This window comes from Nocardia sp. NPDC019219 (genome assembly GCF_040632645.1).
In the GTDB taxonomy this organism is placed as follows: Bacteria; Actinomycetota; Actinomycetes; order Mycobacteriales; family Mycobacteriaceae; genus Nocardia; species Nocardia sputorum.
The window spans coordinates 105,581-129,830 of the sequence record NZ_JBEYCG010000022.1; the positions used below are offsets into that span (position 1 = coordinate 105,581).

Here is a 24,250-nt window from a genome sequence, read left to right on the forward strand (position 1 = left end):
ACAGCGGCTCGGGCGGCGGGCGAGCCGACCGCCCGAATCGTCACCCGGGGACCGGCTCGCTGGTTATCCTTCTGCTCGTGCCCTTCGCCCGCGCGATCGATGCCGACATCCATTACGAGGACAGCGGCGGGGACGGCCCGGTGGTACTGCTGGCGCACGAGTTCTTCATGGACCGCACCATGTTCGCCGCCCAAATGGCCGCGCTCGCACCGGAGTTCCGGATCGTCTCCTGGGATGCCCGCGGCCACGGCCGCACTCGGGACGAGGGCCTACCCTTCACCTACTGGACCGCGGCCCGCGACGCGCTGACCGTCCTCGATCATCTCGGCGCCGAGCAGGCCGTGGTCGGCGGCACCGCGCAGGGCGGGTTCACGGCGCTGCGCACCGCCTTGATCGCCCCCGAACGCGTCTCCGCGCTCATCCTGATCAGCACCGAAGCACACGGTCCCACCCCCGAGCAGTCCACCGCCACCCAGAAGTTCCTCGACGAGTGGTACGACGACGGCTCCCGCGAACGGGCCGTGCACCAGCTGGCGTCCTGGCTGATCGGCGACGACGAGTGGTATCGCTCGATCTGGACCCAGCGCTGGCTGGTGCGCGACCGGCGCGGCATCGAGGTGGCGGCGGGCTGCCTGCTCAGCCGCGATTCGGTGCTGGATCGCCTGCGCGAAATCGCTTGTCCCGCCTTGGTGATCCACCCCACGCACAGCGGCATGGACCGCGGACGCGCCCAGGAACTGGCGTACGGGTTGTCCGGCGCCACGTTCATCGAAATCGCCGAAGCACGACTGGCCGTCACGATGACCCACCCCGAACCGGTGAACCACGCGATCCAGCAATTCCTGCGCGCCAGAACGAAACCCACTCGCGTACGGTGAAACCATTCACGTGATGAGTCATCGAAACCGTTGCACCCCAACCCCGAACAGAGCATGCTCGAGATCGGTAGCAAGCAGCCATGCCGCGATCTTCGCGGCGCACAAACGGTCCGAATGCCTTCCCCGACTACGACCGTGGCACCGGGCTGACACCGTGCGATGACCAGCCCTGCGCACCCTCCCAGCCACTAGGCGACCACCGGAGAAGCGAGTCTTACGAGCGCCGTTCGCGGCCCGGCTCGCGTTCCAGCGGTCGAAGCGCATGCGCCGCAGGCGCGAGTCTCGACCGCTGGAACGCGAGCCATCGAGGGGCCGCGAACACGCAGCGCCGCAGGCGGCTGCAAATCAGACAGAACTCAAGCGCGAACGCTCAGGCCGACCTTCTGGAACTCCTTCAGATCCGAGTAACCGGCCTTCGCCATCGAACGGCGCAACCCGCCGACGAGATTCAGCGAGCCGAACGGATCGTCGGACGGACCGAAGAGCACACGCTCCAGACTCGGGCGCACGGTCTCGCCGACCGGCTCGCCACCGAGATCCCACGGATCGTCGACGTGCAGCAGCGATCCACGCGGCACCGACGGATGGGCGGCCGCCGACGGCCAGTACCAGCCACGGCCCGGCGCCTCGGCGGCCACGGCCAGCGGGACTCCGAGCATGGCGGCGTCCGCGCCACAGGCGATCGCCTTGGCCAGCTGCCCCGAGGTGGCGACGTCGCCGTCCGCGATGACGTGCACGTAGCGGCCGCCGGTCTCGTCCAGATAGTCGCGGCGCGCGGCGGCGGCGTCCGCGATCGCGGTGGCCATCGGCACGCCGATGCCGAGCACCTCGCCGGTGGTGGTCGCCCCGGGATAGGAGCCGTAGCCGACGATCACGCCCGCCGCCCCGGTGCGCATGAGGTGCAGCGCGGTGCGGTGATCGCTCACGCCGCCCGCGACCACGGGCACGTCCAGCTCGGCGATGAAGGTCTTGAGGTTCAGCGGCTCACCGTCGCCGACATGCTCGGCGGAGATGATCGTGCCGTGCACGACGAGCAGGTCGATGCCCGCCTGCAGCAGCGCAGGGGTGAGTGTGCGCGCGTTCTGCGGGCTCACCCGCACCGCCACGGTCACACCGGCGGCGCGAACTTGCGCGACCGCGGCGGCGAGCAGATCCGGCTGCATCGGCGCGGCGTGCAGTTCCTGCAGCAGCGCCACCGCGCGCTCGTAACCGCCCTTGCCGACCAGCTCGAGCAGCTGGTCGATCTTCGCGCCGACGTCCGCGTGCCGCGCCCACAGGCCCTCGCCGTTGATCACACCGAGACCGCCGAGGCGGCCGAGTTCGATGGCGAACTCCGGCGACACCAGCGCGTCGGTGGGATGCGCGAGGAACGGGATCTCGAAGCGGTAGGCGTCCAGCTGCCAGGACAGCGAGACCTGCTTCGACGAGCGGGTCCGGCGCGAGGGGACGATGTCGACGTCGTCCAGCTCGTAGGTACGCCGGGCGGTCCGGCCCATGCCGATCTCCACCATGTCGCGCACGCGAAATCTCCTTGTCTAATTTGCAGCGCCTGCGGCGCTGCGTGTTCGCGGCCCTCTTATGGCTCGTGTCCGAGCGAGCGAGACTCGCGCCTGCGGCGCACGCGCTTCGCCCGCTCGCACACGAGCCGGGCCGCGAACGGCGCTCGTAAGACTCGCGCCTTCAGTGGTCACTTGAGGGGGCAGGCGGGCAGCACAGAGCACCGCCGACTGCCGCACAGCTTGCTCACCGCCACAGTTGATGGGCAAGCTCCATCATGCACGGACCGGTTGGTCCTGTACATGAACCTAGTGGGCTAACCCCGTCCGGTGTAGTTAGGGGCCTCGACGGTCATCGTGATGTCGTGCGGGTGGCTCTCCTTGAGGCCCGCCGCGGTGATCTGCACGAACTGGGCCTCCTGCAGATGCGCGATCGACTGCGAACCGGTGTAGCCCATCGCGGCGCGCAGACCGCCGACCAGCTGGTGGATCACCTGGTTGACCGGGCCGCGGAACGGCACCCGGCCCTCGATGCCCTCGGGGACCAGCTTGTCCTCGGCCAGCACGTCGTCCTGGAAGTAGCGGTCCTTGGAGAACGACTTCGCCTGGCCGCGCCCCTGCATGGCGCCGAGCGAACCCATGCCGCGGTAGCTCTTGAACTGCTTGCCGCCGACCAGGATCAGCTCGCCCGGCGACTCGGCGGTGCCCGCGAGCAACGAGCCGAGCATCACGGTGGACGCGCCCGCGGCGATGGCCTTGGCGATGTCGCCGGAGAACTGGATGCCGCCGTCGGCGATCACCGGGACGCCCGCGGGCTTGCAGGCGGCGACCGCCTCCAGGATCGCGGTGATCTGCGGCGCGCCGACGCCCGCCACGACACGGGTGGTGCAGATGGAGCCGGGACCGACACCCACCTTGACCGCGTCCGCCCCCGCTTCGACCAGGGCGGCCGCACCCGCGCGGGTGGCGACGTTGCCGCCGACCACCTGGATCCGATCGCCGACCTCGGCCTTGACCTTGGTGACCATCTGCAGCACCTGCGCCTGATGCCCGTGCGCGGTGTCCACCACCAGCACGTCGACGCCCGCATCGGCCAGCGTCATGGCGCGCGACCAGGCGTCCGTGCCGACGCCGACCGCGGCGCCGACCAGCAGGCGGCCGTCCCGGTCCTTGGTGGCGTTGGGGTACTGATCGGTCTTGACGAAGTCCTTGACGGTGATCAGGCCGCGCAGGCGCCCGTTGCCGTCGACGATCGGCAGCTTCTCCACCTTGTGCCTGCGCAGCAGCCCGAGCGCGGCCTCGGCGGTCACACCCTCCTGCGCGGTGATCAGCGGAGCCTTGGTCATCACGTCGGCGACGCGACGGTTCTGGTCCACCTCGAACCGCATGTCGCGGTTGGTGATGATGCCCACGAGCGCACCGGTCTCGTCCACCACCGGAAGACCGGAGATGCGGAACCGGGCGCACATGGCGTCGACCTCGGCGAGGGTGTCGGTCGGACGGCAGGTCACCGGGTCGGTGACCATGCCGGCCTCGGACCGCTTGACCGTCTCCACCTGAGAGGCCTGGTCCGCCGCCGAGAGGTTGCGGTGCAACACGCCCATGCCGCCCGCGCGGGCCATGGCGATCGCCATCCGCGCCTCGGTCACCGTGTCCATGGCCGAGCTGACCAGCGGGGTGCGCAGGCGGATCTCCCTGGTCAGCAAACTGGAGGTCTCCACGGAGCTGGGGATGAGATCCGAGGCGGCAGGCAGCAACAGCACATCGTCGAATGTGAGGCCGAGCATGGCGATCTTGTTCGGATCGTCGCCACCCGTAGGAGGGCGGACTGCGATTCGTTCGCCCGATACGGGATTACTCATTCGGATCGACCCCTCCTGGACGTCGATAGCGACCGGCGCCGGGGTAACCGGCGCCGTGACGGCTGATGGGATGGACGTGGGTGCGGCGGCGGTGCGGTCGGGACCCGCCGTAGCCTGTGCTCCATGGTATCTGTCCGGTGAACTCGCCGACGAAGTGAGGCCACCACCGAAACTGGCAGGCCGCATAGCTGGCGCAGACCACCCTGTTCTGCGTACCGTGGGGATGTGCGTGACCATCTACCACCTGGCTTGCCGCCGGATCCGTTCGCCGGAGACCCCTCCGACCCGTCCGCCGCGCTCGACGCCATCGAGCCCGGCGAACCGCTGGATCCCCACGAGCGCCTTGCGGTCGAGGAGGATCTCGCCGACCTCGCGGTGTACGAGGCGCTGCTGGCCCACCGCGGTATCCGCGGACTCGTGGTCAGCTGCGAAGACTGCAGGCAGGACCACTACCACGACTGGGACATGTTGCGCGCCAACTTGCTGCAACTGCTGGTCGACGGCACGGTCCGCCCGCACGAGCCCGCCTACGACCCGACGCCGGAAGCGTATGTCACCTGGGACTACTGCCGGGGATACGCGGACGCCTCGATGAACGAGGCCTTCCACGGCGACGGGTTCGACGGATTCGACGGCTGAAACCGGTCCGACCCAGACGCACGCGGGCCTTGTGAGGCGCGCGTACTCGACGCTTGCCACTGTGATTTTCGACGCACACGATCACTTCGACAAGCCGAAGGCGGCGTTCTCGAGCGGGCCGACCCGCCGATGAAGCACGCTTCGCTGGGCCTCGCCGGGGAAGACCTGCTCCAGGAAGACAAAAAGCCGACCGCCTGGCTGGCGATCGGTTCTTGCCTTGCCCGATATTTCTTCTGTCAGCGACCGGGTGGCACGAACGAGCCCGGGTTGGGGATGACCGGCACGCTGAAGGTCGGCGGCTGAATGTTGGTGCCGGTGTTGCCCTGTGTCGGTGCGGTGGGCGGCTGCTGCTGCGGCGCCGTCGGATTACCGGTGTCTCCCGTGGGTCCGCCCGTTGGCGGCGGCTTGACCTCCGTGACCGGCGGTTCCTGCGGCGCCGTCGGTTCCACCGTCGCCGGCGGCTGGGTGGTCACCGGCGGGGCCGTGGTCACCGGCGGCACCGTGGTCGGCGCATTGCCGTTCGTAGTTCCGCCGTTCGGAGTCCCGCCGTTGTTCGATGTTCCGCCTCCGTTCGGAGCGGTCGCATCAACGGTGGTGGACGGCTTCGTCGGCTCACCCGGCTGCTGCACGATCGTCGAGCCCGTCGACGAGCCGGGCTTCGTGGTCGCACTGGTGCCCGGGGTCGCGCGCGGATCGGTGGTCTTGGGCACCGTCGCCTCGAGCTGGTCGGCCAGCTCCTTGTTCACCTTGCGCAGCTCGGCGAGCAACCGCTCCCACTCGGCCATCAGGTCGGCGCGCTTCTCCGGATCGCTGACCTGCGCGGCGTTCTCCTTGGCGCGCTCGAGGCGCACCTTCGCCTGCGACGGGTTCTGCGTGACCAGTGTCGACGCCTCGTTCAGATCGTCGCCCGCACGCTGCACCACCGTCGTCTGGGCCTGCTCGCTGAACACGACCTCCTTGACCCGCCATAGCGGATCGCCCGGTTCCGCGTTGTACGAGAACGCCGTCATACCGCCGATGACCAGGGCAAGCGCGGCCGCGGCGCCCATGATCGGACGGACAAGCCGCAGCCGCCCGCCGTTGTGCGCCCCGATGCGAACCTGCCGCGCGCCGATCTCCTGGTTGACCGCGGCCACGATCGCATCCAGGTCCGGTTCGGCCGGCATCGGAGCCTCGAGCAACTCCGCTCGCCAATCCGCGAGCAACGTCGCGAGCTGATACTCCTCGGCGCTGTCGGTGTGCACCGGACCATCGCTGGCGATGGCATCGATCAGAGCATCGTCGCGGCGTACCGCGGCGATGTCGACCGGGCCGGTGTCACCGGACGCCTCGGCGTAGGGACCGCTGTTCCGCGATCCAAGCCGCGCCTTCCAGTCACCCCGACCGCGCTCGCCATCCCTAGCCATACATTTCACCTGCCCTCGCCACTTGTGACTTGAGTTTCGCGAGTGCCCTGTGTTGGGCCACCCGTACCGCACCCGCCGTACTGCCCACGGCGACTGCGGTTTCTTCCGCTGACAAACCCATGACCAAGCGCAGGATCAAGATCTCTCGATGCTTCTCGGGAAGCGTCGCGAGCAGACGGTTCATCTGCCTGCTCGTCTCGGATTCGAGAGCTCGTTGTTCCGGTCCCTGGTCGGTGGATATGACATCTGGTACTTCGGCCATCGCCTCCGCCTTGTTACGGGCGGCGTTGCGATGTGCGTCGGCGACCTTGTGCGAAGCGATTCCGTAAACAAAGGCCATGAAGGGCCTGCCCTGGTCTTGATACCTGGGCAAGGCTGTCATCACAGCCAGGCAAACCTCCTGCGCAACGTCGTCCGCGGAGAGCTGCCCACGCTCCGCGGCTCCGATCCGCGCGCGGCAGTAGCGCACCACCAGCGGGCGGATCATCTCCAGTACCTGAGCTAAAGCGGATCTGTCGCCCTGCGCAGCGGCAGCGACGGCGAGGTCCAACTCTTCGCCCGTGTGCGTCATCGTCAGAGATATTCCTGGCGTTACAAAGTGGCACGGTCCGGTGACGACCAGTGCTTCCACCGAAGGGGCGGAACGGATCTAACAATAGCGACCCGTTGGCCGAAGCTGGGCAACACGGGGGACTCCGTGATCACCGCAGGTCGCCCAGGGGCCGCAACGCGCCGCCGGCGCGGCCGATGACGGCGGCGCACTCGGCCGCCTCCACCGCGGCGTTCTCCGCGCCCGATCCGGCGCGGAGCATGGCACATGCCCAGCGCAACGGCAGCAGCCCGTGCTCGCGGCACTGCTCGGCGACGTCCTCGGCCGAGACGCCGGATGCGCCGCGCGCGTCGCGCGCCACGTCGGCCGCGGCGACCAGCAGGCGGGACTTGACCTGATGGCGGACCGACGGGGATCGGCCGGCGAGTTCCAGCGCGCCCGCCGCGTGCTCCGCCGCCGACTCGAAATCCCCTGCCGCCAAGGCCGTTTCCGCGGACACCCAGCCCAGCCGGATCGCGGGACGCCAGCCCGCTCCGTACTGCCGTGCCGCCGACGCGCTGCGGCGCAGCAGCCGCGCGGCCAGCGCCGGCCGCCCGGTCCCGAGCGCGTCGGCGGCGAGCCCGGTGAGCGCGTCGCAGATCGCGTCGGCGCGGCTGGGAAGGTATCCGCCTGCTTCCGGCGGAGCGTCGCCCGCCGCCGCGGCCTCCGTCCCGGCGTCGGCGGTGAGGATCGTTGCGGCGGCCCGACCGTCGAACGCCGCCGCGCGCTCGTGCCAGCCGAGCTGACGCAGGAAAGAACCCTCCGTACTTCCCGCCAGTGAGAGGAGAACGGGGTCGCGGCTGTGGTTGCATACCCTTCGCAATTCGGCCCGCGCCGCGGCATAACGTCCCTGGCCGCCGAGGACCACCGCTCGATACCAACCGCCGAGCGCGTCCGAGGCGGGCGGTAGATCGGCGGCGGCGCGACCCGGATCGGCGCCGAAGGCGGCCTCGGCGAGGACCGCGACGTGAGGGTCTGCGAACGGAGCGGGCGCGAACACGGGCGCACTCTATCCTGTGCGGCGCGCGGGCCGGGACGACGAAAGGTGATCGACGACAGGCCGGCAACCACCGGGATTTCCCCCACCGGGCCGATGTTTCCATTAGGTAAATCTCGGCCCGGCAATCGCCGAGCGGCCGCGCCGGGAATTCATGCGCGTTTCGCGTAATTAACCTGCGCGCCCCGTTTCCGCCATCTTCGGATCCACGCGCCGGGAAGGCCGTCGGCCGCCGCGGTGACCGCCGTCATACGCGCGACGTCCGCACCGAAGCGGTGCCACGACACAGAAAACGCTTCTACCTGCGGAGATGCCAATACGCCCAGACCGTGCGGAAGCCACGGGCCTCCGGCCAACCGAACAGTATCGCCGGAAGCGGCGCGAAAAGTAAACAGTTCGGAGGTTAAATTTCACAGCGCGAGATTTGGAAAAGTGCTGCGTCGAACTATTGACGGAATTTCGCGGCTGGACCTAACGTAGCTCATCGCCACGGACGGCGCCGCGCGAAATTGCAGCGACCACGAAGGGCGAGCCCCCCGGGTACCCCCGCCGACCGGCGTCGTGGCCCACAACTGTTGCAGAACAACTGCTCGACAACGCTGACGAGCTCGCACCACGAGGAGTTCACCATGCCCATGCCGACCCACCTCCCGGGACCCAACGCCGATGTCTGGGATTGGCAGATGCGAGGATCGTGCCGCGGGCAGGATTCCGCGGTGTTCTTCCACCCCGATGGCGAACGTGGCCGAGCCCGCACCGCGCGCGAGATGCGCGCCAAGGAGATCTGCCGCACCTGCCCGGTGCTCATGCAGTGCCGCGCCCACGCGCTGAAAGTCAGCGAGCCCTACGGTATCTGGGGCGGGATGTCGGAGACCGAGCGCGAGATGCACGCGCGGCGCAACCGCCGCCGCATGGCCGTCTGAATCAATCCCTCCCATCCGCACGCCACCGGGCGTCGAATTCCTAGCAAACAACGGGCCACTGCAACACGCTTCGGCCGGGCCGCTCACGCGACACGGTGATCGGTTCCTCGCCGAGGTCGGCGCGTGGGTTCCGATCGTCACCCTCGATCGGCCGGCCGCCGAGCGAAGGCCGGAAACCGGGCATCTGCCGTTTCCGCGGCACGGCGCGACAGCGCTCGGCGTGTCACGGCGTGTCCCCTCCGAGATGTCCGGCATCTCGACGCTTTTCGCAACGCGGCACCGATGCGTGACGGACTCGCGGGCACCCCAGCGGAAGGGAGGTCATAGCGGCGCGCTACGGTAGTGACCGATGACACAGAATGGAGCGTTGTGACAACGCGGCCGTCGGCCGCAGAGGGCGACTCGTTCCGAAGAGAAGCCTTCCCACCCACGGTGGATTCTGCGGTTACGGCACGCGCAGCCGAAAGTATCGAGCTCGCCGCGCTTTTACATCGGTGCGGCCGAGCCGACCAGGAAGCATTCGCCGAACTGTACGACCGGACGTGTGCGCGCGTCTTCGGTCTCGTGTTGCGCGTCCTGCACGATCCGGGCTACGCGGAGGAGACCACGCAAGAGGTCTATCTGCAGATCTGGCGGATGGCCTCGACTTTCGATCCGGCGAAGGGTTCCGCGGTCACCTGGTTGATGACGCTCGCCCACCGGCGCGCGGTCGATCGGGTGCGCGCCGAGCAAGCCCACACCCAGCGCGAGGTCGCCTACGGCATCCGGGTGCTCGGCAACGAATTCGACGAGGTCACCGAGGAGGTCGAGCGCAGGTTCGAACAGCAGGCGGTCCTCGCCGGTCTCGCCACACTCACCGAAACCCAGCGAGAAGCCATCTCGCTCGCCTACTACGGTGGGCGCACTTATGCGGAGGTAGCCACCTACCTCGACGTAGGGTTGCCTACGGTTAAGTCCCGGATTCGGGACGGATTGACACGACTGAAGAAAAGTTTGGGGGTGACGTGAGATGAACGAACGCCAGATCGATCTCGCGCACACCGTCGCGCTCGGATCGATCGACGACGAAGACCATCAGGAAGTGCAGGAACTGCTCGACAGCGAGGACCCCGTGCTACGCGCGGAGTTCATCCAGGAAGTCAGAGACACGAAAGAAGCGCTTTCCGCTCTCGCCACAGCCACGGCGGCCCCTCCGCCGCCGTCGCTGCGTGCTCGCCTACTCGCGGCCATCGCCGCCGAACAGCCGCCGGTCGCCAGCTGAATCCGGCGTCCCGCCAGGTCTTCCCGCTCCGCGCGTTCGGGCCGAACGGCTCTGAATCGTCCCGCACAACCTTTCGGTTTCGCGGCGGACAGCGTGTCGAGCTCGGAACATTCTCGGTGTCGCCGGAAATCATGGCCGTGGCCTGTCGCCGGAACGGGCAAGGCCCCCGAACCACGCGGTTCGGGGGCCTTGCCGGTCGGATTGCCCGGCGCCCGGCTCAGTGCGCGTGGCCGTGGTGGCCGTGCTCGTTCTGCTCCTCGGCGGGCTTGTCGACCACTGCGCTCTCGGTGGTGAGCACCATGCGCGCGACCGACGCCGCGTTCACGACGGCCGAACGGGTCACCTTCACCGGGTCGACGACGCCGTCGGTGAGCAGGTCACCGTAGGTGAGGGTGGCCGCGTTGAAGCCGTCCTTGCCCTCGGCCACCTTGCTGACCACCACCGCGCCGTCCAGGCCCGCGTTGGTGGCGATCCAGTACAGCGGCGCTTGCAGCGCGGTGCGGACCACCTCGACGCCGACAGCCTCGTCACCGGACAGCGAGTCACGCAGCTCGACGAGCTTGCCCGCGGCCTGCACCAGCGCGGTGCCGCCGCCGGGCACGATGCCCTCTTCCACGGCGGCCTTGGCGGCGCTCACCGCGTCTTCGACGCGGTACTTGCGCTCCTTGAGCGCCGTCTCGGTGGCCGCGCCGACCTTGATCACCGCGACACCGCCGGCCAGCTTGGCCAGCCGCTCCTCCAGCTTCTCGCGATCCCAGTCGGAATCGGTGGACTCGATCTCGCGACGCAGCTGCGCGACCCGCGCCTCCACGTCGGCCGCGGAACCGGCGCCGTCGATGATCGTGGTGTCGTCCTTGGTGACGACGACGCGACGCGCCTTGCCGAGCGCGTCCAAGCCCGCCTCCCGCAGGGAGATACCGAGATCCGGGTTCACCACGGTGCCGCCGGTGACCACGGCCAGGTCGTCCAGGAACGCCTTGCGGCGGTCGCCGAAGAACGGCGCCTTGACCGCGACGGCCTTGATCGTCTTGCGGATCGCGTTGACCACCAGGGTGGACAGAGCCTCGCCCTCCACGTCCTCGGCGATGATCAGGACGGGCTTGCCGCTCTCGGCGATCTTCTCCAGCAGCGGCAGGAAGTCCGGCAGCGAGCTGATCTTCTCGCGGTGCAGCAGGACGAACACGTCCTCCAGGACAGCCTGCTGGCTGTCGGGATCGGTGACGAAGTACGGCGACAGGTAACCCTTGTCGAACTGCACGCCCTCGGTGACGACGAGCTCGGTCTGCAACGTCGAGGACTCCTCGACGGTGACCACGCCGTCCTTGCCGACGGTGGTCAGCGCCTTGCCGACCATCTCGCCGATCTCCTCGTCGCGCGAGGACACCGTCGCGACCTGCGCGATGGCCTGCTCACCGGAGACCGGGGTGGCCAGCGCGAGCAGCGCCTCGGAGACCGCGTCCGCGGCCTTGGCGATGCCGGAGCCGACCGCGATCGGATTGGCGCCGGCGGCAACGTTCTTCAGTCCGGCGCGGACCAGCGCCTGGGCCAGCACGGTGGCGGTGGTGGTGCCGTCGCCCGCGACGTCGTTGGTCTTGGTGGCGACGCTCTTGACCAGCTGCGCGCCGAGGTTCTCGAACGGGTCCTCGAGCTCGATGTCGCGCGCGATGGTCACACCGTCGTTGGTGACGGTCGGACCGCCGAAGGACTTCGCCAGCACGACGTGCCGTCCGCGCGGGCCGAGAGTGACCTTCACCGCGTCGGCGAGCTTGTCGACGCCGCGTTCCAGAGCCCGGCGAGCCTTCTCGTCGAACTCGATCTGCTTTGCCATGGAATTCGCTCCTGTAGTGGATTGCGGCGCTCCGGACCGCCTACGGGCCCGTCGCTCGCACCGCTGTGCCAATGAGCGGTGCTCCCGGGGCCCTTCGTGGTTACACAGGCTGCCGCCTACGGGCCCGTCGCTCGCACCGCGGGTTCAGTGCCGGGTGGGCGCCGAACGCGTTCCGCCCCGGGTCACGAGACACCGGGGCGGAACGCATGCGTGCCCGATCGGCTACTTGGTGACGACGGCCAGCACGTCGCGCGCCGACAGGATGAGGTACTCCTCGCCCTGGTACTTGATCTCGGTGCCGCCGTACTTGCTGTAGATGACGGTGTCACCCTCCTGGACATCCAGCGGGATGCGCTTCTCGCCCTCGTCGTCCCACCGGCCGGGACCGACGGCGACAACGGTGCCCTCTTGCGGCTTTTCCTTCGCCGTGTCGGGGATGACCAGGCCGGAGGCCGTCGTCGTCTCGGCCTCGTTGGCCTGGACGAGGATCTTGTCCTCGAGCGGCTTGATGTTCACGCTCGCCACGTTGAGCCCTCCACTTTCAGGGGATTCGGTCGTCCGGAACCGTTGTTCCGGACTCGTCGGTTGGTCACGATGCTGACCCTGCGCATAGCCCCGTCGTCGCGGGTGCCGGGACCCCTGCCCAGTGGTCAAGCTGCTGGCACAAGCACTACACACAGTGCCGACTAGCACTCTATACATGAGAGTGCCAGCGCTCAAGGCTGGGCGGTGCCAACTTTGCGCGGCGCGCCCGGCGACGCTCCGGGCTTGGCGATAAGTTCGGGGAAACAGTAACGTTCGGATAACGGATTGTGACACTATTGACGACGGTTGCGGTCCGGCCGCCAGGTTCGTCGCTCAGCGGGCGGCGGCGCGGCGGCGGAGGGGTACCACAGCGTCGCCGAAACTCGCAGCGCCGCAGCAGATCGTTGCACCACCAGCTTCACCAGAGAGCAAACACACGTGATCCATGGCCGGTCCCCGCGACCCACCCGGACGAGGGGCCGGTTCGTTTCCCGGTCCGGGTCGCGCGTCATCCATACGGCGGTCCGGCAGTCCATTCGAGATGGTCGGCGACACCATGACCATCCGCTCGAAGGGAGGTGAACATGCGAACGTCCCTCGGCATCTCGGCCGGGGCCGAGGTCGTGTGCTCGGCGTTGGTCTCCACCGCGCCGAACGGCATGCAGAGCTTCGACTACCGCGTCGTCTCGGCCGACGCGGCCCATTCCGATCTCGGTGACCTGGTGGCCTCCTCGATCGAGCTGATGACCACCCAGCTACCGACCACGCAGCCTCCGCGCGAGATCATCCGCCCGGCCGGTGGGCGTTTCGCGGGCGGGCCACGCGGCTTCGAGCCGATCACCGGGCACCCGCCCACCAGCGTCGCGGTCGCCTACCGCACCAAGGAGCAGGCGCAGATCATCCGCTCGGCCACCGGCAAACAGCGTGAGCTGCGGCTGATTCCGGAGGGCACCGCCGCGCTGACGTACCTGCGGCACACCGGCCTGCTGGACCGCTACGAGACGGTCGCCATCGTCGACCTCGGCGCCTCCGGGCTCAGCGTCACCGTCGCCGACCGGGCCGACGGCTCCCTGCTCCGTTCCGATCGCACCGCGACCGTCAGCGGCAAGGCGATCGACGAACTGATCTACCACCATCTGGTGGACCTGCACTTCGCCCGGCGCGGCACCCGCCCGAACCGCGGCATGCTCACCAACCGCGGCCGCGCGGCGAAGGAGCACCTGTCCATCGCGCCCGCGGTCACCATCGACCACGTCGCCGGGCGCCCGCTGAAACTGACCAGAGCCGATTTCGAAGAGTTGATCGCCGACCTGCTGCGCGACCTGGCGCGATTCGTCACGGCGGCGTTCGCCCGGGCGCCGCGCCAACCGCAGGCGGTCGCGGTCATCGGCGGCGGCGCCAACATCCCCGCCGTGCTCGACACGCTCACCGCCGCGCTGGACGTCCCGGTGTTCACCGTGCCCGACCCCGAGGCGGTGACCGCGAAAGGCGCGGCCCTGGTGGCCGATTCGGCGCAGCCCTCGGTCTTCCCGGTGGGCGCGCTCGGCGGCGACGCGCCCGCGGGGACGGTCACCAAGGTGTTCGGCACCCTGGCCGGTGCGATCGTGGTGGTCGGACTGATCGTCGGTTACGGAGTCAAGACGTTCGCCCCCACCGCGGACGACGAAGTCTCCCCCGCCGGGACGACGAGCAGCGCCTCGCAACTGCCGACCGCGACGTCCGTACCGTCCGCCACCGCGGCGGCCACCACGCCGCACGGCCGCACGCCGGACAGCACCGGCAGCGCGCCGGCGACCACGGAACACGGGGCCCAGAGCACGACCGGCTGGCCGTCGGGCACGCAGGCGACCACGCCCACGCAGCCCACGCTGCGCCCGGATCCCAACCTTCCGCCCATCCCGTTCCCGGAGCTGTTCGGTCCGATGTTCGGGAACCCGAATGCGACACTGGGCGGTTCGCCCGAGCCGCAGTCGAGCCGGACATCGCCGTCCGCGGCGCCCACCGCCACGGCGCCGGGCACGAGTCCCACCCAGGCGCCCGCGCGATCGAGCCTGCCGCTTCCGCTGCGGGGCAATTCGGGATCCGCGTCGAATCCCGGACTGCTCGCACCGAACTGATCCGGCCGCACGTCTGCTACGCCGATTCGCCGCCCCGGCCGTTCGGCCGGGCCGCGCAGGTCAGCGGACCATGCTGACCGACACCGGCAGACCAGGGTCGGTGGCGACCGTCAGCGGGGAGGCAGCCGCGCCGCCGGCGATGACATGCGCGCCGAGCGCGGCGATCATCACGCCGTTGTCCGTGCACAACCGGGGCTTGGGCACCCGCAGGGTCAAACCGGCCGCCGCGCAACGTTCCTCGGCCATCGAGCGGATTCGCGAGTTGGCCGTAGCGCCGCCCCCGAGCACCAGCGTGCCGACGCCGACGTCCTGAGCCGCGCGCACCGCTTTCATGGTGAGCACATCCGCGACGGACTCCTGGAACGAGGCCGCGATATCGGGGATGGGCAGATCCTCCGCCGCGACGCCGTCGCGCTGGGCAGCTTCGACGTAGCGGGCCACCGCCGTCTTGAGGCCCGAGAAGGAGAAGTCGTAGCGCGGGTCGCGCGGCCCTGTCATGCCACGGGGGAAGGCGATGGCGCGCGGATCGCCGTTCGCCGCGGCGGCATCCAGCGCGGGACCGCCGGGGAAACCCAGCCCGAGCAGGCGTGCCACCTTGTCGAACGCCTCACCCGCCGCGTCGTCGACGGTGCTGCCCAGCTCGACGATCGGCTCGGACAGATCCGTGACGTGCAGCAGGTGAGTGTGGCCCCCCGACACCAGGAGTGCGACGCAGGGCGGCATCGGCCCGTGCTCGAGGGTGTCGACCGCGACATGCCCGCCGAGATGGTTCAGCGCGTAGAAGGGCACATCCCACGCCGCCGCATAGGCTTTCGCGGCGGCGACGCCGACCAGCAGCGCACCGGCCAGGCCGGGTCCGATGGTGACCGCCAGCGCGTCCGGCCTCGCGATGCCCGCGGCCGACAGCGCGCGGCGCATGGCGGGCACGATCGCCTCCAGATGCGCGCGCGAGGCGATCTCGGGGACGACGCCGCCGAAGCGCGCGTGCTGCTCGACGCTGGAGGCGACCTCGTCGGCGAGCAGTTCGCAGGTGCCGTCCGGGTGCCTGCGGACGATGCCGACACCGGTCTCGTCGCAGGAGCTTTCGATGCCCATGATGATCACGACAGCACCTCGTCCCGCGTACGCCACCGGTCGTCGCTGGTCAGCGCGGGTCGGCGCATCGTGTACGCGTCCGCGCCGCTGGGGTGGTAGTAGTTCTTGCGCAATCCGATGATGTGGAAGCCGTGCTTGGCGTACAGCGCGATCGCCGGGGCGTTGTCGGTGCGGACCTCGAGGAACACCGGTCCACCGCGCCGGTCCGCCTCGGCGAGCAACGCCTCCAGCAGGAGGGTGCCGACGCCGGCGCGATGACGGCCCGGATCGACACCGATGGTGTGCACCTCCGCCTCGGGGTGTTCTGCGTCACCCAGCAGTGCGATACCGGCGTAGCCCACCATTCGCCCGTCCTCGTCCCGTGCGGTGATGTACCGGTTGTGCCGACCGGCCAGCTCGGACTGGAATGCCACGGCGGCCCACGGGTCGTCCTCCGGGAACAGCAACTGCTCCAGTTCCACGCAGCGCGTGATGTCGGCCGCCACCATGGGTGCGATCCGGATCGTCACGGACCTCACGCTCCCATCCGGTCGAGCCGGCGATAGGCGTTCTCGACCGCGTCCGGCCTGCGCAGGTACAGCGGAACCAGCGGCTCCGGCACGCTGCGCGACAGCAGGCCGGGCGCGGCGACGCGCACCAATCCGGCGGGCGAGGGCGTCTCGGCGGGCAAGACCGGCAGATCGAAGAAGTCGACGTGCGAAGCGGATCCGGCGATCGCGGTGGCCTGGCCCGCGTCCAAGTCCGAGGGCTTGCAGACCTCCGGGCCCGCCACCCGCGCGCCCGCCCGGTACCGCGCCCAGTACACCTCGCGCCGCCGCGCGTCGGTCACCACGAGCAGCTCGGCTTCGGGCGACAGCTCGACCGGGGGCGGCACGGCCGGGTCGACGGCCGCGTCGGCGGCGATCGCGTCGAGGCTGCACACGCCGTACACCGGGATGCCGAGCGCGTCACCGAAGGCGGCCGCGGTGGCCATGCCGACCCGCAGGCCGGTGAACGGACCCGGGCCGACGCCGACCACGATCGCGTCGATGTCGGTTCTGGAACGACCTGCCTCGGTGAGGCATTCGAGGATCTGCGGCGTGAGCACCTCGGCGTGGGCACGGGGGTCGACCCGCACCCGGGAGGCGACGGTGCGTGCCCGGACGGGATCCGCCGCGCCGGCGCCCTGCTCCAGGTCCACCAGTCCCGCTGTGACGGCGGGTGTCGCGGTGTCGACGGCTAGTACAAGCATGATTGGGCCAACGATACCGGGTGGTAGGCGGCACCGATGCAGAGCTACCTGAGAGCTAACCCACCCATTCCCAGATCGCGGTGCGCACATCCGAATCCGGCTCGCGCGACAGCACGACGCGCAGGTGCCGCTCCGCGAGGTGCTCCACCACGCCGCGGCCCCACTCCACCACGACCACCGCCTGATGCAGGTCGGTGTCCAGATCCAGCGCGTCCAGCTCGTCCAGGTCGCCGCCGAGCCGGTAGGCGTCCACGTGCACCATGGGCACCGCCGGGCCGCCGCCCTCGCGCTGCCCGGCGCGGTGCTGGCGGGCGATGATGAACGTCGGCGAGCTGACCCGGCCCTGCACGCCGAGCCCCGCGGCGATGCCACGGGTGAGCGCGGTCTTGCCCGCGCCGAGCGGACCGTCCAGCACCACCAGGTCCCCGGCGCGCAGATTCGTCGCCAGTTCCCGGCCCAGTGCCTCGGTGTCGGCGACCGTTGGCAACACCCGATGACCCGGATCAGCCACGGGCCACCTCCGAGGCGTCTGCCGACGGGTCGATCGCGCCCGCCCGCACGAGCAGTCGATCCAGCGCGGCGTTGACGATGTCCGGGTACTGCATATGCGGCATGTGCGCGGCGCCGTCCAGCCGGATGAGCTCGCTATCGGGCAGCGCGGCGGCCAGCGCCCGCGAATTGCGGAACGGGATCACCAGGTCGTGCCCGCCGCCGAGCACCAGAGCCGGAGTGCCCGCCAGCGCGGGCAACGCCGCCGACTCGTCGTGCAGCTCGATGGCCTGGAGGAACTTCACGATGGTCGCCACCGGCGTCTGGTCGATCATCAGCGTCGTGAAGCGCGACAGGGTCGGGCTCACGGGGCCGTGGAACGAGCTGACGTGCAGGAAAGGCGTGATCACTTGCCGGGCGGTGACGCGACCCGCCTGCACGAGGGCGGGCGCGGTGTGTACCGCCAGCCGGAAGCCGTCGATCGCGGGATTGCGCAACAGCTGCCCGATACCGGCCCTGGCGACTCCGGCAGCCGCGGTCGACAGCAGTGCGATCCCGATCACCCTGGCCGCGAACAGGTCCGGATAGCGCGCCGCCGCGGCCAGGATCGCCATCCCGCCCAGCGAATGCCCGACCAGCACCACCGGTCCGGCCGGGGCGGTCGCGTTCAGTACCGCGACGAGGTCGTGGCCGAGCTGGCCGACGGTGCAACTCGCCGTGCTCGGCACGCCCGAACGGCCGTGCCCGCGCAGGTCGAACAGCACCATGCGAACCCGTGGGCCCCACAACTTCTCCAGGTCACGACGCTGAAAATGGAAGGACGCCATGCTGTTGCAGAAGCCGTGCACGAAAAGCACGGTCACCGGTGCGTCGTCGGGGCCGCAGGCCCGCGTGGCCAGGGGCACGCCGTCGTCGGCGAGCACCGTCCCCGCGCGGTCGGCATCGATCAGCGCGAAGTTCTCGTCGCGGTAGTCGTCGCCCCGGGCGGGCCACAGCACGCGCGCACCCGCGCGACGCAGGGCATGGGCGCCCGCCAGCGCACCGACGACACCGACCGTGGCCAGCCCGCCGCGCAGCGGGGTCACCCGGAAGCGGCTCATCGGACGCCACCGGTATAGCGCCGGGTGACCCGGCCGCGCGGCGAACACACCACTTCGTAGTGGATGGTGCCGAGCAGGTTCGCCCAATCTTGGGCGTGCGGTCGCGTACCGAAGAGAACGGCGGTGTCACCTTCCTGGACACCCGCCTGGTTGTCACCGAGGTCGACGAGGAACTGGTCCATGCACACCCGCCCCACATTCCTGCGTAATGCTCCGCCGAGCCAGACGTCGAATCGTCCGCTCAACGGGCGGAACACGCCGTCGGCGTAACCCGCGGGAATCAACGCGACAGTCGTATCGCGCGGCGCGATCCACTGATGTCCGTAGGAGACGCCCTCGCCGGCTGCCACGCGTTTGACCAGGGCCACCCGGGCCTGGAACGTCATGGCGGGCCGCAGGCCGAAATCGTCGTCCGGTATCGGCGACAGTCCGTACATGGCGATGCCCGGACGGACCAGGTCGAAGGCCAGGTCGGGACGGGTCAGGGTGGCGGCGGAGTTGGCGATGTGCACCAGCTCCGGCTCCAGGCCGTGCTCCTTGGCCGTGGCGATCGCGTCCAGGAATCGGGCGCGTTGCACGTCGTTGTTGGGGTGCTCGGGTTCGTCGGCGTGCGCGAGATGGGAGAAGATCGCGCGGAAGCGCACCGCCTGCTCGTCGACCAGAGCGCGCAGCGCCGTCAGCACTTGCGGGTAATCACTCGGCGAGACGCCGTTGCGGTTCAGGCCGGTGTCCACCTTCAGCGTGACGGTTGCGGGACGACCGGTGTCGCGGACCGCGGCCTCGACCGCGCGCAGGTGGGCCGGCGAGGAGATCCCGATCTCGACGTCGGCGGCCACGGCGGGCGCGAAATCGGTATCCGTGTTGTGCAGCCAGCACAGGATCGGCGCGGTGATCCCGGCCGCGCGCAATTGGACGGCCTCGCCCACGGTCGTGACACCAAGTTCGGCCGCGCCCGCCGCGAGGGCGGCGCGGCCCACCTCTACCGCGCCGTGGTTGTAGCCGTCGGCCTTCACCACCGCCATCACCGCGGCGTCGCCCGCGTGTTCCCGCAGGATCCGCACGTTGTGGGCGATGGCGTCGAGGTCGATGACCGTTTCCACTTGCGCTGTGCCGCCTCTCCGCCTGTTCAGGCCGTACCAGTCGGCCGCGCTGGATTCGCGTTCAGGTCCTGCGTTCGGTGCCGCCTGGATGCTGGGCGTGCCCGGCGAGTTACCCATGTGCTCTCGAAATCAGTCGGTGCGTTGGTTCCGGTCGAGTCTATTGGCGTGCTCGGTTCAGGTTCCAATCGGTTCGGACGGCGTACGGCCCGGTGTGCCGAGCGCCACGACCAGCACCGATCACATCGACGCCGGTACGCGCAGCACAATGCGCCGGACACTGCCCAACGGACCCGTTCGACCCGGCTGGCGTGCCGTCGGCAACGCACGGAAGTCGTAGCGCGGCGAGCGCGGCGCGAAAGGGCTGGCTTGCCGGGCAGCCGTCGATTCCTTACCGACACGCATCGTCCACCGCTTTCACCGAGCCATGGGTACTTCGACACGACCCACATCCGATCACCAGCCGACCTTGCCGTTGCGTGCTTCGCGGCTGATCGGCGCATGCTCTGGGCTCGCGTACCGCCTCGGCGAGACGGGCGGGTAGGCGTTCTCCGGTACTTCGGATCGGGCGTGCCGATCCCGCGTTCGGGCTCGGCGCCCGGTTCCTCGGCTCAGCGCGAACGGACTATGCCTGCGGCTGATTCACCACCCACGCGAAAGCCGATGCCTTGGAGCGGCCCCTTCCAGGGTGCGGGAGCGGTTGGGTTCGCCGAGTTCGGCCAGTCGTTCTTCCGAGAGGACGGCCAGCGCGGCCGCCCGTCTGCGCCCGGGCACAGGCCACACGCTGCTGCTGACCGCGTGCGAACCGGTCAGAAGGGATGGGCGAGGCCGCGCAGGACGCCGATCGCGGGACGGACGTGCGCGGCGAGGACGCTCGCCGAGATGGGGGCTCCCTGGGGCGCGCCGTCGTGGGCGGCGAGGTTCGCGGCCAGCGCGTGTACTCGTGCGGCCGCGGCGGCCGACCAGCCGGGATCCCGGCCCGCGGCCAGCAGCGTTCCGATGATGCCCGAGAGCACGTCGCCCGCGCCCGCGGTCGCCGCCCATGAACCGCCCGCCTCGTTGACCAGCACGGGACGGCCGGGGGCGGCGACCAACGTGGAGCGGCCCTTCAGCAGCACCGTGACCTGCCAGGCCTCGGCCAGGTCGCGGACCGCGGCCACCCGGTCGGGGCCGACCTCCCGTCCGGTGAGGCGGGCGAACTCGCCCGCGTGCGGAGTCAGGACGGTCGGGGCGGCGCGCTCGCGCACCAATTCCGGCTGCGCGGACAGCAGCGTCAGGCCGTCGGCATCGATCACCACCGGGAGGTCGGTGGCCAGGATCTCCCGCAGGCGCTCGCTGGAGTCGGGGCCGGTGCCCGCGCCAGGACCGAAGACCCACGACTGGACGCGACCGGTCGCGGCTACCTCCTCCGTGGCGATCACTTCGGGAAAGTGGTCGAGCACCTCGGCGGCCGCGCTCCCGGCATAGCGCACCATGCCCGATGTGGCCGCCACGGCGGCGCCCGCGCACAGCACGGCGGCGCCCGGATAGGTTGCGCTACCGGCGCATACGCCCGTCACGCCCTGCGTGTATTTGTCGTCGGCCGGGCCGGGAACCGGCCACGCGTCGCCGATCGATGCAGGCTCCAGCGCGACGAGACCCGCTTCTGGAAGACGTAAGCCGATGGGAACCAATTCGATCCGGCCGCACTGCGCCGCGGCGAGGGCGTGCACCGGCTTGTAGGCGCCGAAGGCGACCGTGACGTCCGCGCGGACGGCCGGTCCTTCGATCGCGCCGGTGTCCGGGCCGACGCCGCTGGGCAGATCGGCCGCGACGATCGGCGCTTCCAGCGCCGCAACGATTTCCGCGGCGCGCGGCCGCAGCGGCCCGCGACCGGAGATGCCGACGATACCGTCGATCACCAGGTCGGCGTGGCCGACGCCGTCCGCGACTCGACCACCCGCTTTGCGCAGCGCCGCGAGTCCTTCGGCGTGCGCCCGCCGCGGATCCAGCAAGACCGCGGTGACCGCGACGCCGCGGCGGCGCAACTGCGCTCCCGCCCAGAGCGCGTCGCCGCCGTTGTCGCCGGAGCCGACCAGCAGGGTCACCGACCGTCCCGCGACACCGCCGGTGCGCTCCCGCAGTTCGCCCGCGACCACCGTGGCCAAGCCGTGCGCCGCGCGGCGCATGGGCACACCGTCCGGCACCCGGGTGAACAACTCGGCCTCCGCCGCGCGCACCTGGTCTACGGTGAAAAAGCCCCGCTGCGTGGACATGCCGCTCCCTCCGTCGGTGTGGCCTACTACGCTTGGCCATCATGCCAAGCGTCCGCCGCACCAGGACCGTCCGCGTCGTCACGGGAGTCGCCCTGGCCGGCGCGCTGCTGCTGTCCGGCTGCGGCGGCGGCGAACCCGATTCGGCCGCCACCACCACGAGAAAACCGGCCCGGCCGACGACCACCGCTCCGCAGACCGGCGAGCGCAAGCCCGCCGCCGCCACCGTCGCCGTGGACGACATGAAATTCTCGCCCGCCGAGGTCGCCGTCGAGGTCGGCGACACGGTCACCTGGAAATTCGACGACAAGGTCCCGCACTCCGTGCAGGGCATCGGCGACAAGGCGATGGGCATCAACAGCCCGATTTTCGACAAAGGCGAGTGGAGCTACACCTTCACCACGCCCGGCACCTATCGCTACCTCTGCTCCTTGCATCCGGAGATGCGCGGGACGGTCACGGTCCGCTAGCGGAGCAACAGCTCGCCGAGCGACCGAACCGGGACCGCCGAGCATCACACCGGGCGGTAGTCCCGGGGCCGGGCGCCCCGAGCGGAGCTGGTGTTGAGCGCTTCGACCGCGGCCACGAGCGGAGCGAGCTCCGAGTTGGCGGCGGCTTGACCGAGTGCGCCCGCGAGTGCGGCGTCGTGCGTGGGCCGGGCTTGCTCGAGCAGGTCCAGGCCCGCCGGGGTCACGTCGGTGTAGATGCCGCGACGGTCGTCGGGGCAGAGGTAACGCTGGAGCAGTCCGCGATCCTCCAGCCGGGAGACCAGCCGTGTGGTGGCGCTCTGGCTCAGCACCACGGCTTCGGCGACCTGGTTCATGCGTAGGTGCCCGCCCGGCCCGTCGTGCTGGCGGCTGAGGACCACCAGCAGAGAGTACTCACGAACGCTCAGATCGTGCCCGGATTGCAGGGCCCGCTCGATGTGCGCCTCGATCCGGTCGTGCAGCAGCGAGAGTGCGTACCAGCCATCGGCGAGGCCGGTCAGGGCGGCATCCGCGGTCATCGGCGTTCCTTCGCGTCGGGATTCGTGCCTCCAGGATAGCCAGAGCCGACAATAGCCCGCGTTTGCAATTAAAGAGCGTTTGCAATTATTGTTGACGCTCGTAAGGATCTGACGCAACCATACTGTGGAGGCTCCCGTGCCCCTCGCACTCCTCGCCCTGACGCTCGGGGCATTCGCCATCGGAACGACGGAATTCGTCGTCGTCGGCTTGCTGCCCGACATCGCGGGCACCTACGCGGTGACCATCCCCACCGCGGGTCTGCTGGTCACCGGCTACGCGCTCGGCGTGGTGGCGGGTGCGCCGCTGATGACCGGTCTCGGCACCCGGGTCTCGCGCAAACGCATGCTCCTCGGCATGCTGGCGCTGCTCGTCCTCGGCAACGTCCTGTCCGCCGTCGCGCCGACCTTCGGGCTGATGCTCACCGGGCGCATCGTGGCGTCGCTGGCCCACGGCGCGTTCTTCGGCATCGGCTCGGTGGTCGCCGGGAGCCTGGTCAGCGCCGACCGGCGCGCCGGTGCGATCGCGATCATGTTCACCGGGCTCACCGTCGCCACCGTGGTGGGCGTGCCGCTGGGGACGCTGCTCGGTCAGCACTTCGGCTGGCGGCTGACCTTCTTGTTCGTCGCGCTGATCGGCGTGATCGGCCTGGTGGGCGTCGCGGCGCTGGTGCCACGTCAGCCCGTCTCCGCGAACGCCGGGCTACGCCCCGAACTGGCGGTGTTCCGCAACCCACAGGTGCTGCTGGCGATGGCGATGACGGTGCTCGGCTTCGGCGGCGTATTCGCCGCGATCACCTATCTGGCGCCCATGATGACCGAGGTCACCGGCTACGCGGAGAGTTCGGTCACGTGGCTGCTGGTGCTCTTCGGCCTCGGCTTCTTCGCGGGCAACTTGATCGGCGGCAAGTTCGCCGACCGCCACCTGATGCCGATGCTGTATCTCACCCTCGGCGGGCTCGCGCTCGTCCTCGCGCTGTTCACCGTCACCGCCCACGACAAGATCGCCGCCGCCGTCACGGTGGTGCTGATCGGCGCGCTCGGGTTCGCGACCGTCCCGCCGCTGCAGAAGCGCGTCCTCGACCAGGCGGCGGGCGCGCCCACCCTGGCCTCCGCGGTCAACATCGGCGCGTTCAACCTCGGCAACGCCGTGTCGGCCTGGCTCGGTGGCGTGGTGATCGCCGCAGGCTTCGGCTACACCGCACCGAACTGGGTCGGCGTCGGCTTGGTCCTGGTGGCGCTGCTGCTCGCGGTGCTGTCCGGACGTCTCGAGCGCCGCGCGACGCCCGTCGTCCCGGACGAGCCCCTGGCCGCCGTGCACGCGTAGACCACCGGGGTCCCCGGAGTGGAGCAGCGGGCGCGCCCCCCGGGGGGGCCGGCCCCGGGCCGAGAGGACAGGGAGCGGGTAGGGGCCCGATCGGGGGGTGTGGAACGGCGTGCCCCGCGCCCGCGCCCCCCCCCC

At 70.1% G+C, this 24,250-nt stretch carries 23 protein-coding genes; 8 read left to right on the forward strand and 15 right to left on the reverse strand.

The features are described from left to right. The first annotated feature begins 77 nt into the window (after positions 1–77). A complete protein-coding gene (locus ABZ552_RS31160) occupies positions 78–878 on the forward strand; it encodes an alpha/beta fold hydrolase (RefSeq protein WP_281875433.1) in 801 nt (266 codons plus the stop codon). Positions 879–1,234: 356 nt separating this feature from the next. Here the strand turns inward: ABZ552_RS31160 and ABZ552_RS31165 are convergent, their stop codons facing one another. Next, positions 1,235–2,398, reverse strand: coding sequence for a GuaB3 family IMP dehydrogenase-related protein (locus ABZ552_RS31165; RefSeq protein ID WP_281875435.1), 1,164 nt, complete (start codon positions 2,396–2,398; stop codon positions 1,235–1,237). A gap of 293 nt (positions 2,399–2,691) precedes the next feature. Then, positions 2,692–4,236: an IMP dehydrogenase gene (gene guaB / locus ABZ552_RS31170; protein WP_281875436.1), complete on the reverse strand. Its 1,545-nt coding sequence runs from the start codon at positions 4,234–4,236 to the stop codon at positions 2,692–2,694. A gap of 225 nt (positions 4,237–4,461) precedes the next feature. Here guaB and ABZ552_RS31175 point away from each other — a divergent pair, with 225 nt between their 5' ends. Then, positions 4,462–4,875 carry a DUF5319 domain-containing protein gene (locus ABZ552_RS31175; protein ID WP_039795739.1) on the forward strand — a complete coding sequence of 138 codons (414 nt, stop codon included), beginning with the start codon at positions 4,462–4,464 and terminating at the stop codon, positions 4,873–4,875. A 236-nt stretch (positions 4,876–5,111) separates the two neighbouring features. On the opposite strand, the gene ABZ552_RS31180 is transcribed toward ABZ552_RS31175, so the two are convergent. The 3 genes from ABZ552_RS31180 to ABZ552_RS31190 all read right to left on the reverse strand — a co-directional run bounded on the left by ABZ552_RS31180 (position 5,112) and on the right by ABZ552_RS31190 (position 7,870). Further along, positions 5,112–6,281 carry an anti-sigma-D factor RsdA gene (locus tag ABZ552_RS31180; protein WP_281875438.1) on the reverse strand — a complete coding sequence of 390 codons (1,170 nt, stop codon included), beginning with the start codon at positions 6,279–6,281 and terminating at the stop codon, positions 5,112–5,114. Next, positions 6,274–6,852, reverse strand: a complete 579-nt coding sequence (locus ABZ552_RS31185) for a sigma-70 family RNA polymerase sigma factor (protein WP_039795737.1) — start codon at positions 6,850–6,852, stop codon at positions 6,274–6,276. Before ABZ552_RS31185 ends, ABZ552_RS31180 begins: the two co-directional genes overlap by 8 nt. 130 nt (positions 6,853–6,982) lie before the next feature. Continuing rightward, positions 6,983–7,870 (reverse strand): hypothetical protein, encoded by an 888-nt coding sequence (locus tag ABZ552_RS31190; protein ID WP_357441507.1) that lies wholly within the window; start codon positions 7,868–7,870, stop codon positions 6,983–6,985. Between the two features lie 626 nt (positions 7,871–8,496). On the opposite strand from ABZ552_RS31190, the gene ABZ552_RS31195 reads away from it, so the two are divergent. The 3 genes from ABZ552_RS31195 to ABZ552_RS31205 all read left to right on the forward strand — a co-directional run bounded on the left by ABZ552_RS31195 (position 8,497) and on the right by ABZ552_RS31205 (position 10,051). Continuing rightward, positions 8,497–8,790: a WhiB family transcriptional regulator gene (locus ABZ552_RS31195; RefSeq protein ID WP_039796164.1), complete on the forward strand. Its 294-nt coding sequence runs from the start codon at positions 8,497–8,499 to the stop codon at positions 8,788–8,790. 432 nt (positions 8,791–9,222) lie between these two features. Continuing rightward, complete coding sequence (locus ABZ552_RS31200) at positions 9,223–9,798, forward strand: sigma-70 family RNA polymerase sigma factor (RefSeq protein WP_159839569.1); 576 nt, start codon at positions 9,223–9,225, stop codon at positions 9,796–9,798. Position 9,799: 1 nt separating this feature from the next. Next, positions 9,800–10,051 carry a hypothetical protein gene (locus ABZ552_RS31205; protein WP_281875440.1) on the forward strand — a complete coding sequence of 84 codons (252 nt, stop codon included), beginning with the start codon at positions 9,800–9,802 and terminating at the stop codon, positions 10,049–10,051. Between the two features lie 217 nt (positions 10,052–10,268). Here the strand turns inward: ABZ552_RS31205 and groL are convergent, their stop codons facing one another. Then, on the reverse strand, positions 10,269–11,879 hold the full coding sequence (gene groL, locus ABZ552_RS31210) for a chaperonin GroEL (protein ID WP_357441509.1): 1,611 nt from the start codon (positions 11,877–11,879) through the stop codon (positions 10,269–10,271). A 222-nt stretch (positions 11,880–12,101) separates the two neighbouring features. Then, positions 12,102–12,404, reverse strand: a complete 303-nt coding sequence (gene groES, locus ABZ552_RS31215) for a co-chaperone GroES (protein ID WP_028479292.1) — start codon at positions 12,402–12,404, stop codon at positions 12,102–12,104. A gap of 584 nt (positions 12,405–12,988) precedes the next feature. Here groES and ABZ552_RS31220 point away from each other — a divergent pair. Further along, positions 12,989–14,521, forward strand: a complete 1,533-nt coding sequence (locus ABZ552_RS31220) for an Hsp70 family protein (protein WP_357441510.1) — start codon at positions 12,989–12,991, stop codon at positions 14,519–14,521. Between the two features lie 60 nt (positions 14,522–14,581). On the opposite strand, the gene tsaD is transcribed toward ABZ552_RS31220, so the two are convergent. The 7 genes from tsaD to ABZ552_RS31255 form a co-directional block, all read right to left on the reverse strand. Next, positions 14,582–15,625 carry a tRNA (adenosine(37)-N6)-threonylcarbamoyltransferase complex transferase subunit TsaD gene (tsaD, locus tag ABZ552_RS31225; protein WP_281875443.1) on the reverse strand — a complete coding sequence of 348 codons (1,044 nt, stop codon included), beginning with the start codon at positions 15,623–15,625 and terminating at the stop codon, positions 14,582–14,584. Continuing rightward, positions 15,622–16,125: a ribosomal protein S18-alanine N-acetyltransferase gene (rimI, locus tag ABZ552_RS31230; protein WP_281875444.1), complete on the reverse strand. Its 504-nt coding sequence runs from the start codon at positions 16,123–16,125 to the stop codon at positions 15,622–15,624. The genes tsaD and rimI overlap by 4 nt, the downstream gene beginning before the upstream one ends. 5 nt (positions 16,126–16,130) lie before the next feature. Then, the gene (tsaB, locus tag ABZ552_RS31235) at positions 16,131–16,847 is read right to left on the reverse strand and encodes a tRNA (adenosine(37)-N6)-threonylcarbamoyltransferase complex dimerization subunit type 1 TsaB (protein ID WP_281916670.1); all 717 of its coding nucleotides are present in this window, start codon (positions 16,845–16,847) and stop codon (positions 16,131–16,133) included. Positions 16,848–16,902: 55 nt separating this feature from the next. Then, complete coding sequence (gene tsaE / locus ABZ552_RS31240; RefSeq protein WP_063021363.1) at positions 16,903–17,358, reverse strand: tRNA (adenosine(37)-N6)-threonylcarbamoyltransferase complex ATPase subunit type 1 TsaE; 456 nt, start codon at positions 17,356–17,358, stop codon at positions 16,903–16,905. Then, positions 17,351–18,436: an alpha/beta hydrolase gene (locus ABZ552_RS31245; protein ID WP_357441513.1), complete on the reverse strand. Its 1,086-nt coding sequence runs from the start codon at positions 18,434–18,436 to the stop codon at positions 17,351–17,353. Before ABZ552_RS31245 ends, tsaE begins: the two co-directional genes overlap by 8 nt. Further along, on the reverse strand, positions 18,433–19,536 hold the full coding sequence (gene alr, locus ABZ552_RS31250) for an alanine racemase (RefSeq protein ID WP_281875450.1): 1,104 nt from the start codon (positions 19,534–19,536) through the stop codon (positions 18,433–18,435). The genes ABZ552_RS31245 and alr overlap by 4 nt, the downstream gene beginning before the upstream one ends. Before the next feature lie 806 nt (positions 19,537–20,342). Further along, entirely contained in the window at positions 20,343–21,788 is a 1,446-nt protein-coding gene (locus ABZ552_RS31255) for an NAD(P)H-hydrate dehydratase (protein WP_357441515.1), read from the reverse strand. Between the two features lie 41 nt (positions 21,789–21,829). Between ABZ552_RS31255 and ABZ552_RS31260 the strand changes: the two genes are divergently transcribed. Continuing rightward, entirely contained in the window at positions 21,830–22,255 is a 426-nt protein-coding gene (locus tag ABZ552_RS31260) for a plastocyanin/azurin family copper-binding protein (RefSeq protein ID WP_281916667.1), read from the forward strand. A gap of 44 nt (positions 22,256–22,299) precedes the next feature. Here ABZ552_RS31260 and ABZ552_RS31265 read toward each other — a convergent pair whose 3' ends face one another. Then, entirely contained in the window at positions 22,300–22,791 is a 492-nt protein-coding gene (locus tag ABZ552_RS31265) for a MarR family transcriptional regulator (protein ID WP_281875454.1), read from the reverse strand. A gap of 136 nt (positions 22,792–22,927) precedes the next feature. On the opposite strand from ABZ552_RS31265, the gene ABZ552_RS31270 reads away from it, so the two are divergent. Further along, positions 22,928–24,115, forward strand: coding sequence for an MFS transporter (locus ABZ552_RS31270; RefSeq protein WP_281916666.1), 1,188 nt, complete (start codon positions 22,928–22,930; stop codon positions 24,113–24,115). Positions 24,116–24,250: the final 135 nt, after the last annotated feature.

Coding starts and splice junctions, on each gene's coding strand:
- ABZ552_RS31260 (WP_281916667.1), top strand. CDS start 21,830: ATGCCAAGCGTCCGCCGCACCAGGACCGTCCGCGTCGTCACGGGAGTC.
- tsaB (WP_281916670.1), bottom strand. CDS start 16,847: ATGCTTGTACTAGCCGTCGACACCGCGACACCCGCCGTCACAGCGGGA.
- ABZ552_RS31245 (WP_357441513.1), bottom strand. CDS start 18,436: ATGAGCCGCTTCCGGGTGACCCCGCTGCGCGGCGGGCTGGCCACGGTC.
- ABZ552_RS31195 (WP_039796164.1), top strand. CDS start 8,497: ATGCCCATGCCGACCCACCTCCCGGGACCCAACGCCGATGTCTGGGAT.
- ABZ552_RS31185 (WP_039795737.1), bottom strand. CDS start 6,852: ATGACGCACACGGGCGAAGAGTTGGACCTCGCCGTCGCTGCCGCTGCG.
- ABZ552_RS31205 (WP_281875440.1), top strand. CDS start 9,800: ATGAACGAACGCCAGATCGATCTCGCGCACACCGTCGCGCTCGGATCG.
- ABZ552_RS31255 (WP_357441515.1), bottom strand. CDS start 21,788: ATGTCCACGCAGCGGGGCTTTTTCACCGTAGACCAGGTGCGCGCGGCG.
- groL (WP_357441509.1), bottom strand. CDS start 11,879: ATGGCAAAGCAGATCGAGTTCGACGAGAAGGCTCGCCGGGCTCTGGAA.
- ABZ552_RS31265 (WP_281875454.1), bottom strand. CDS start 22,791: ATGACCGCGGATGCCGCCCTGACCGGCCTCGCCGATGGCTGGTACGCA.
- guaB (WP_281875436.1), bottom strand. CDS start 4,236: ATGAGTAATCCCGTATCGGGCGAACGAATCGCAGTCCGCCCTCCTACG.
- ABZ552_RS31180 (WP_281875438.1), bottom strand. CDS start 6,281: ATGGCTAGGGATGGCGAGCGCGGTCGGGGTGACTGGAAGGCGCGGCTT.
- ABZ552_RS31220 (WP_357441510.1), top strand. CDS start 12,989: ATGCGAACGTCCCTCGGCATCTCGGCCGGGGCCGAGGTCGTGTGCTCG.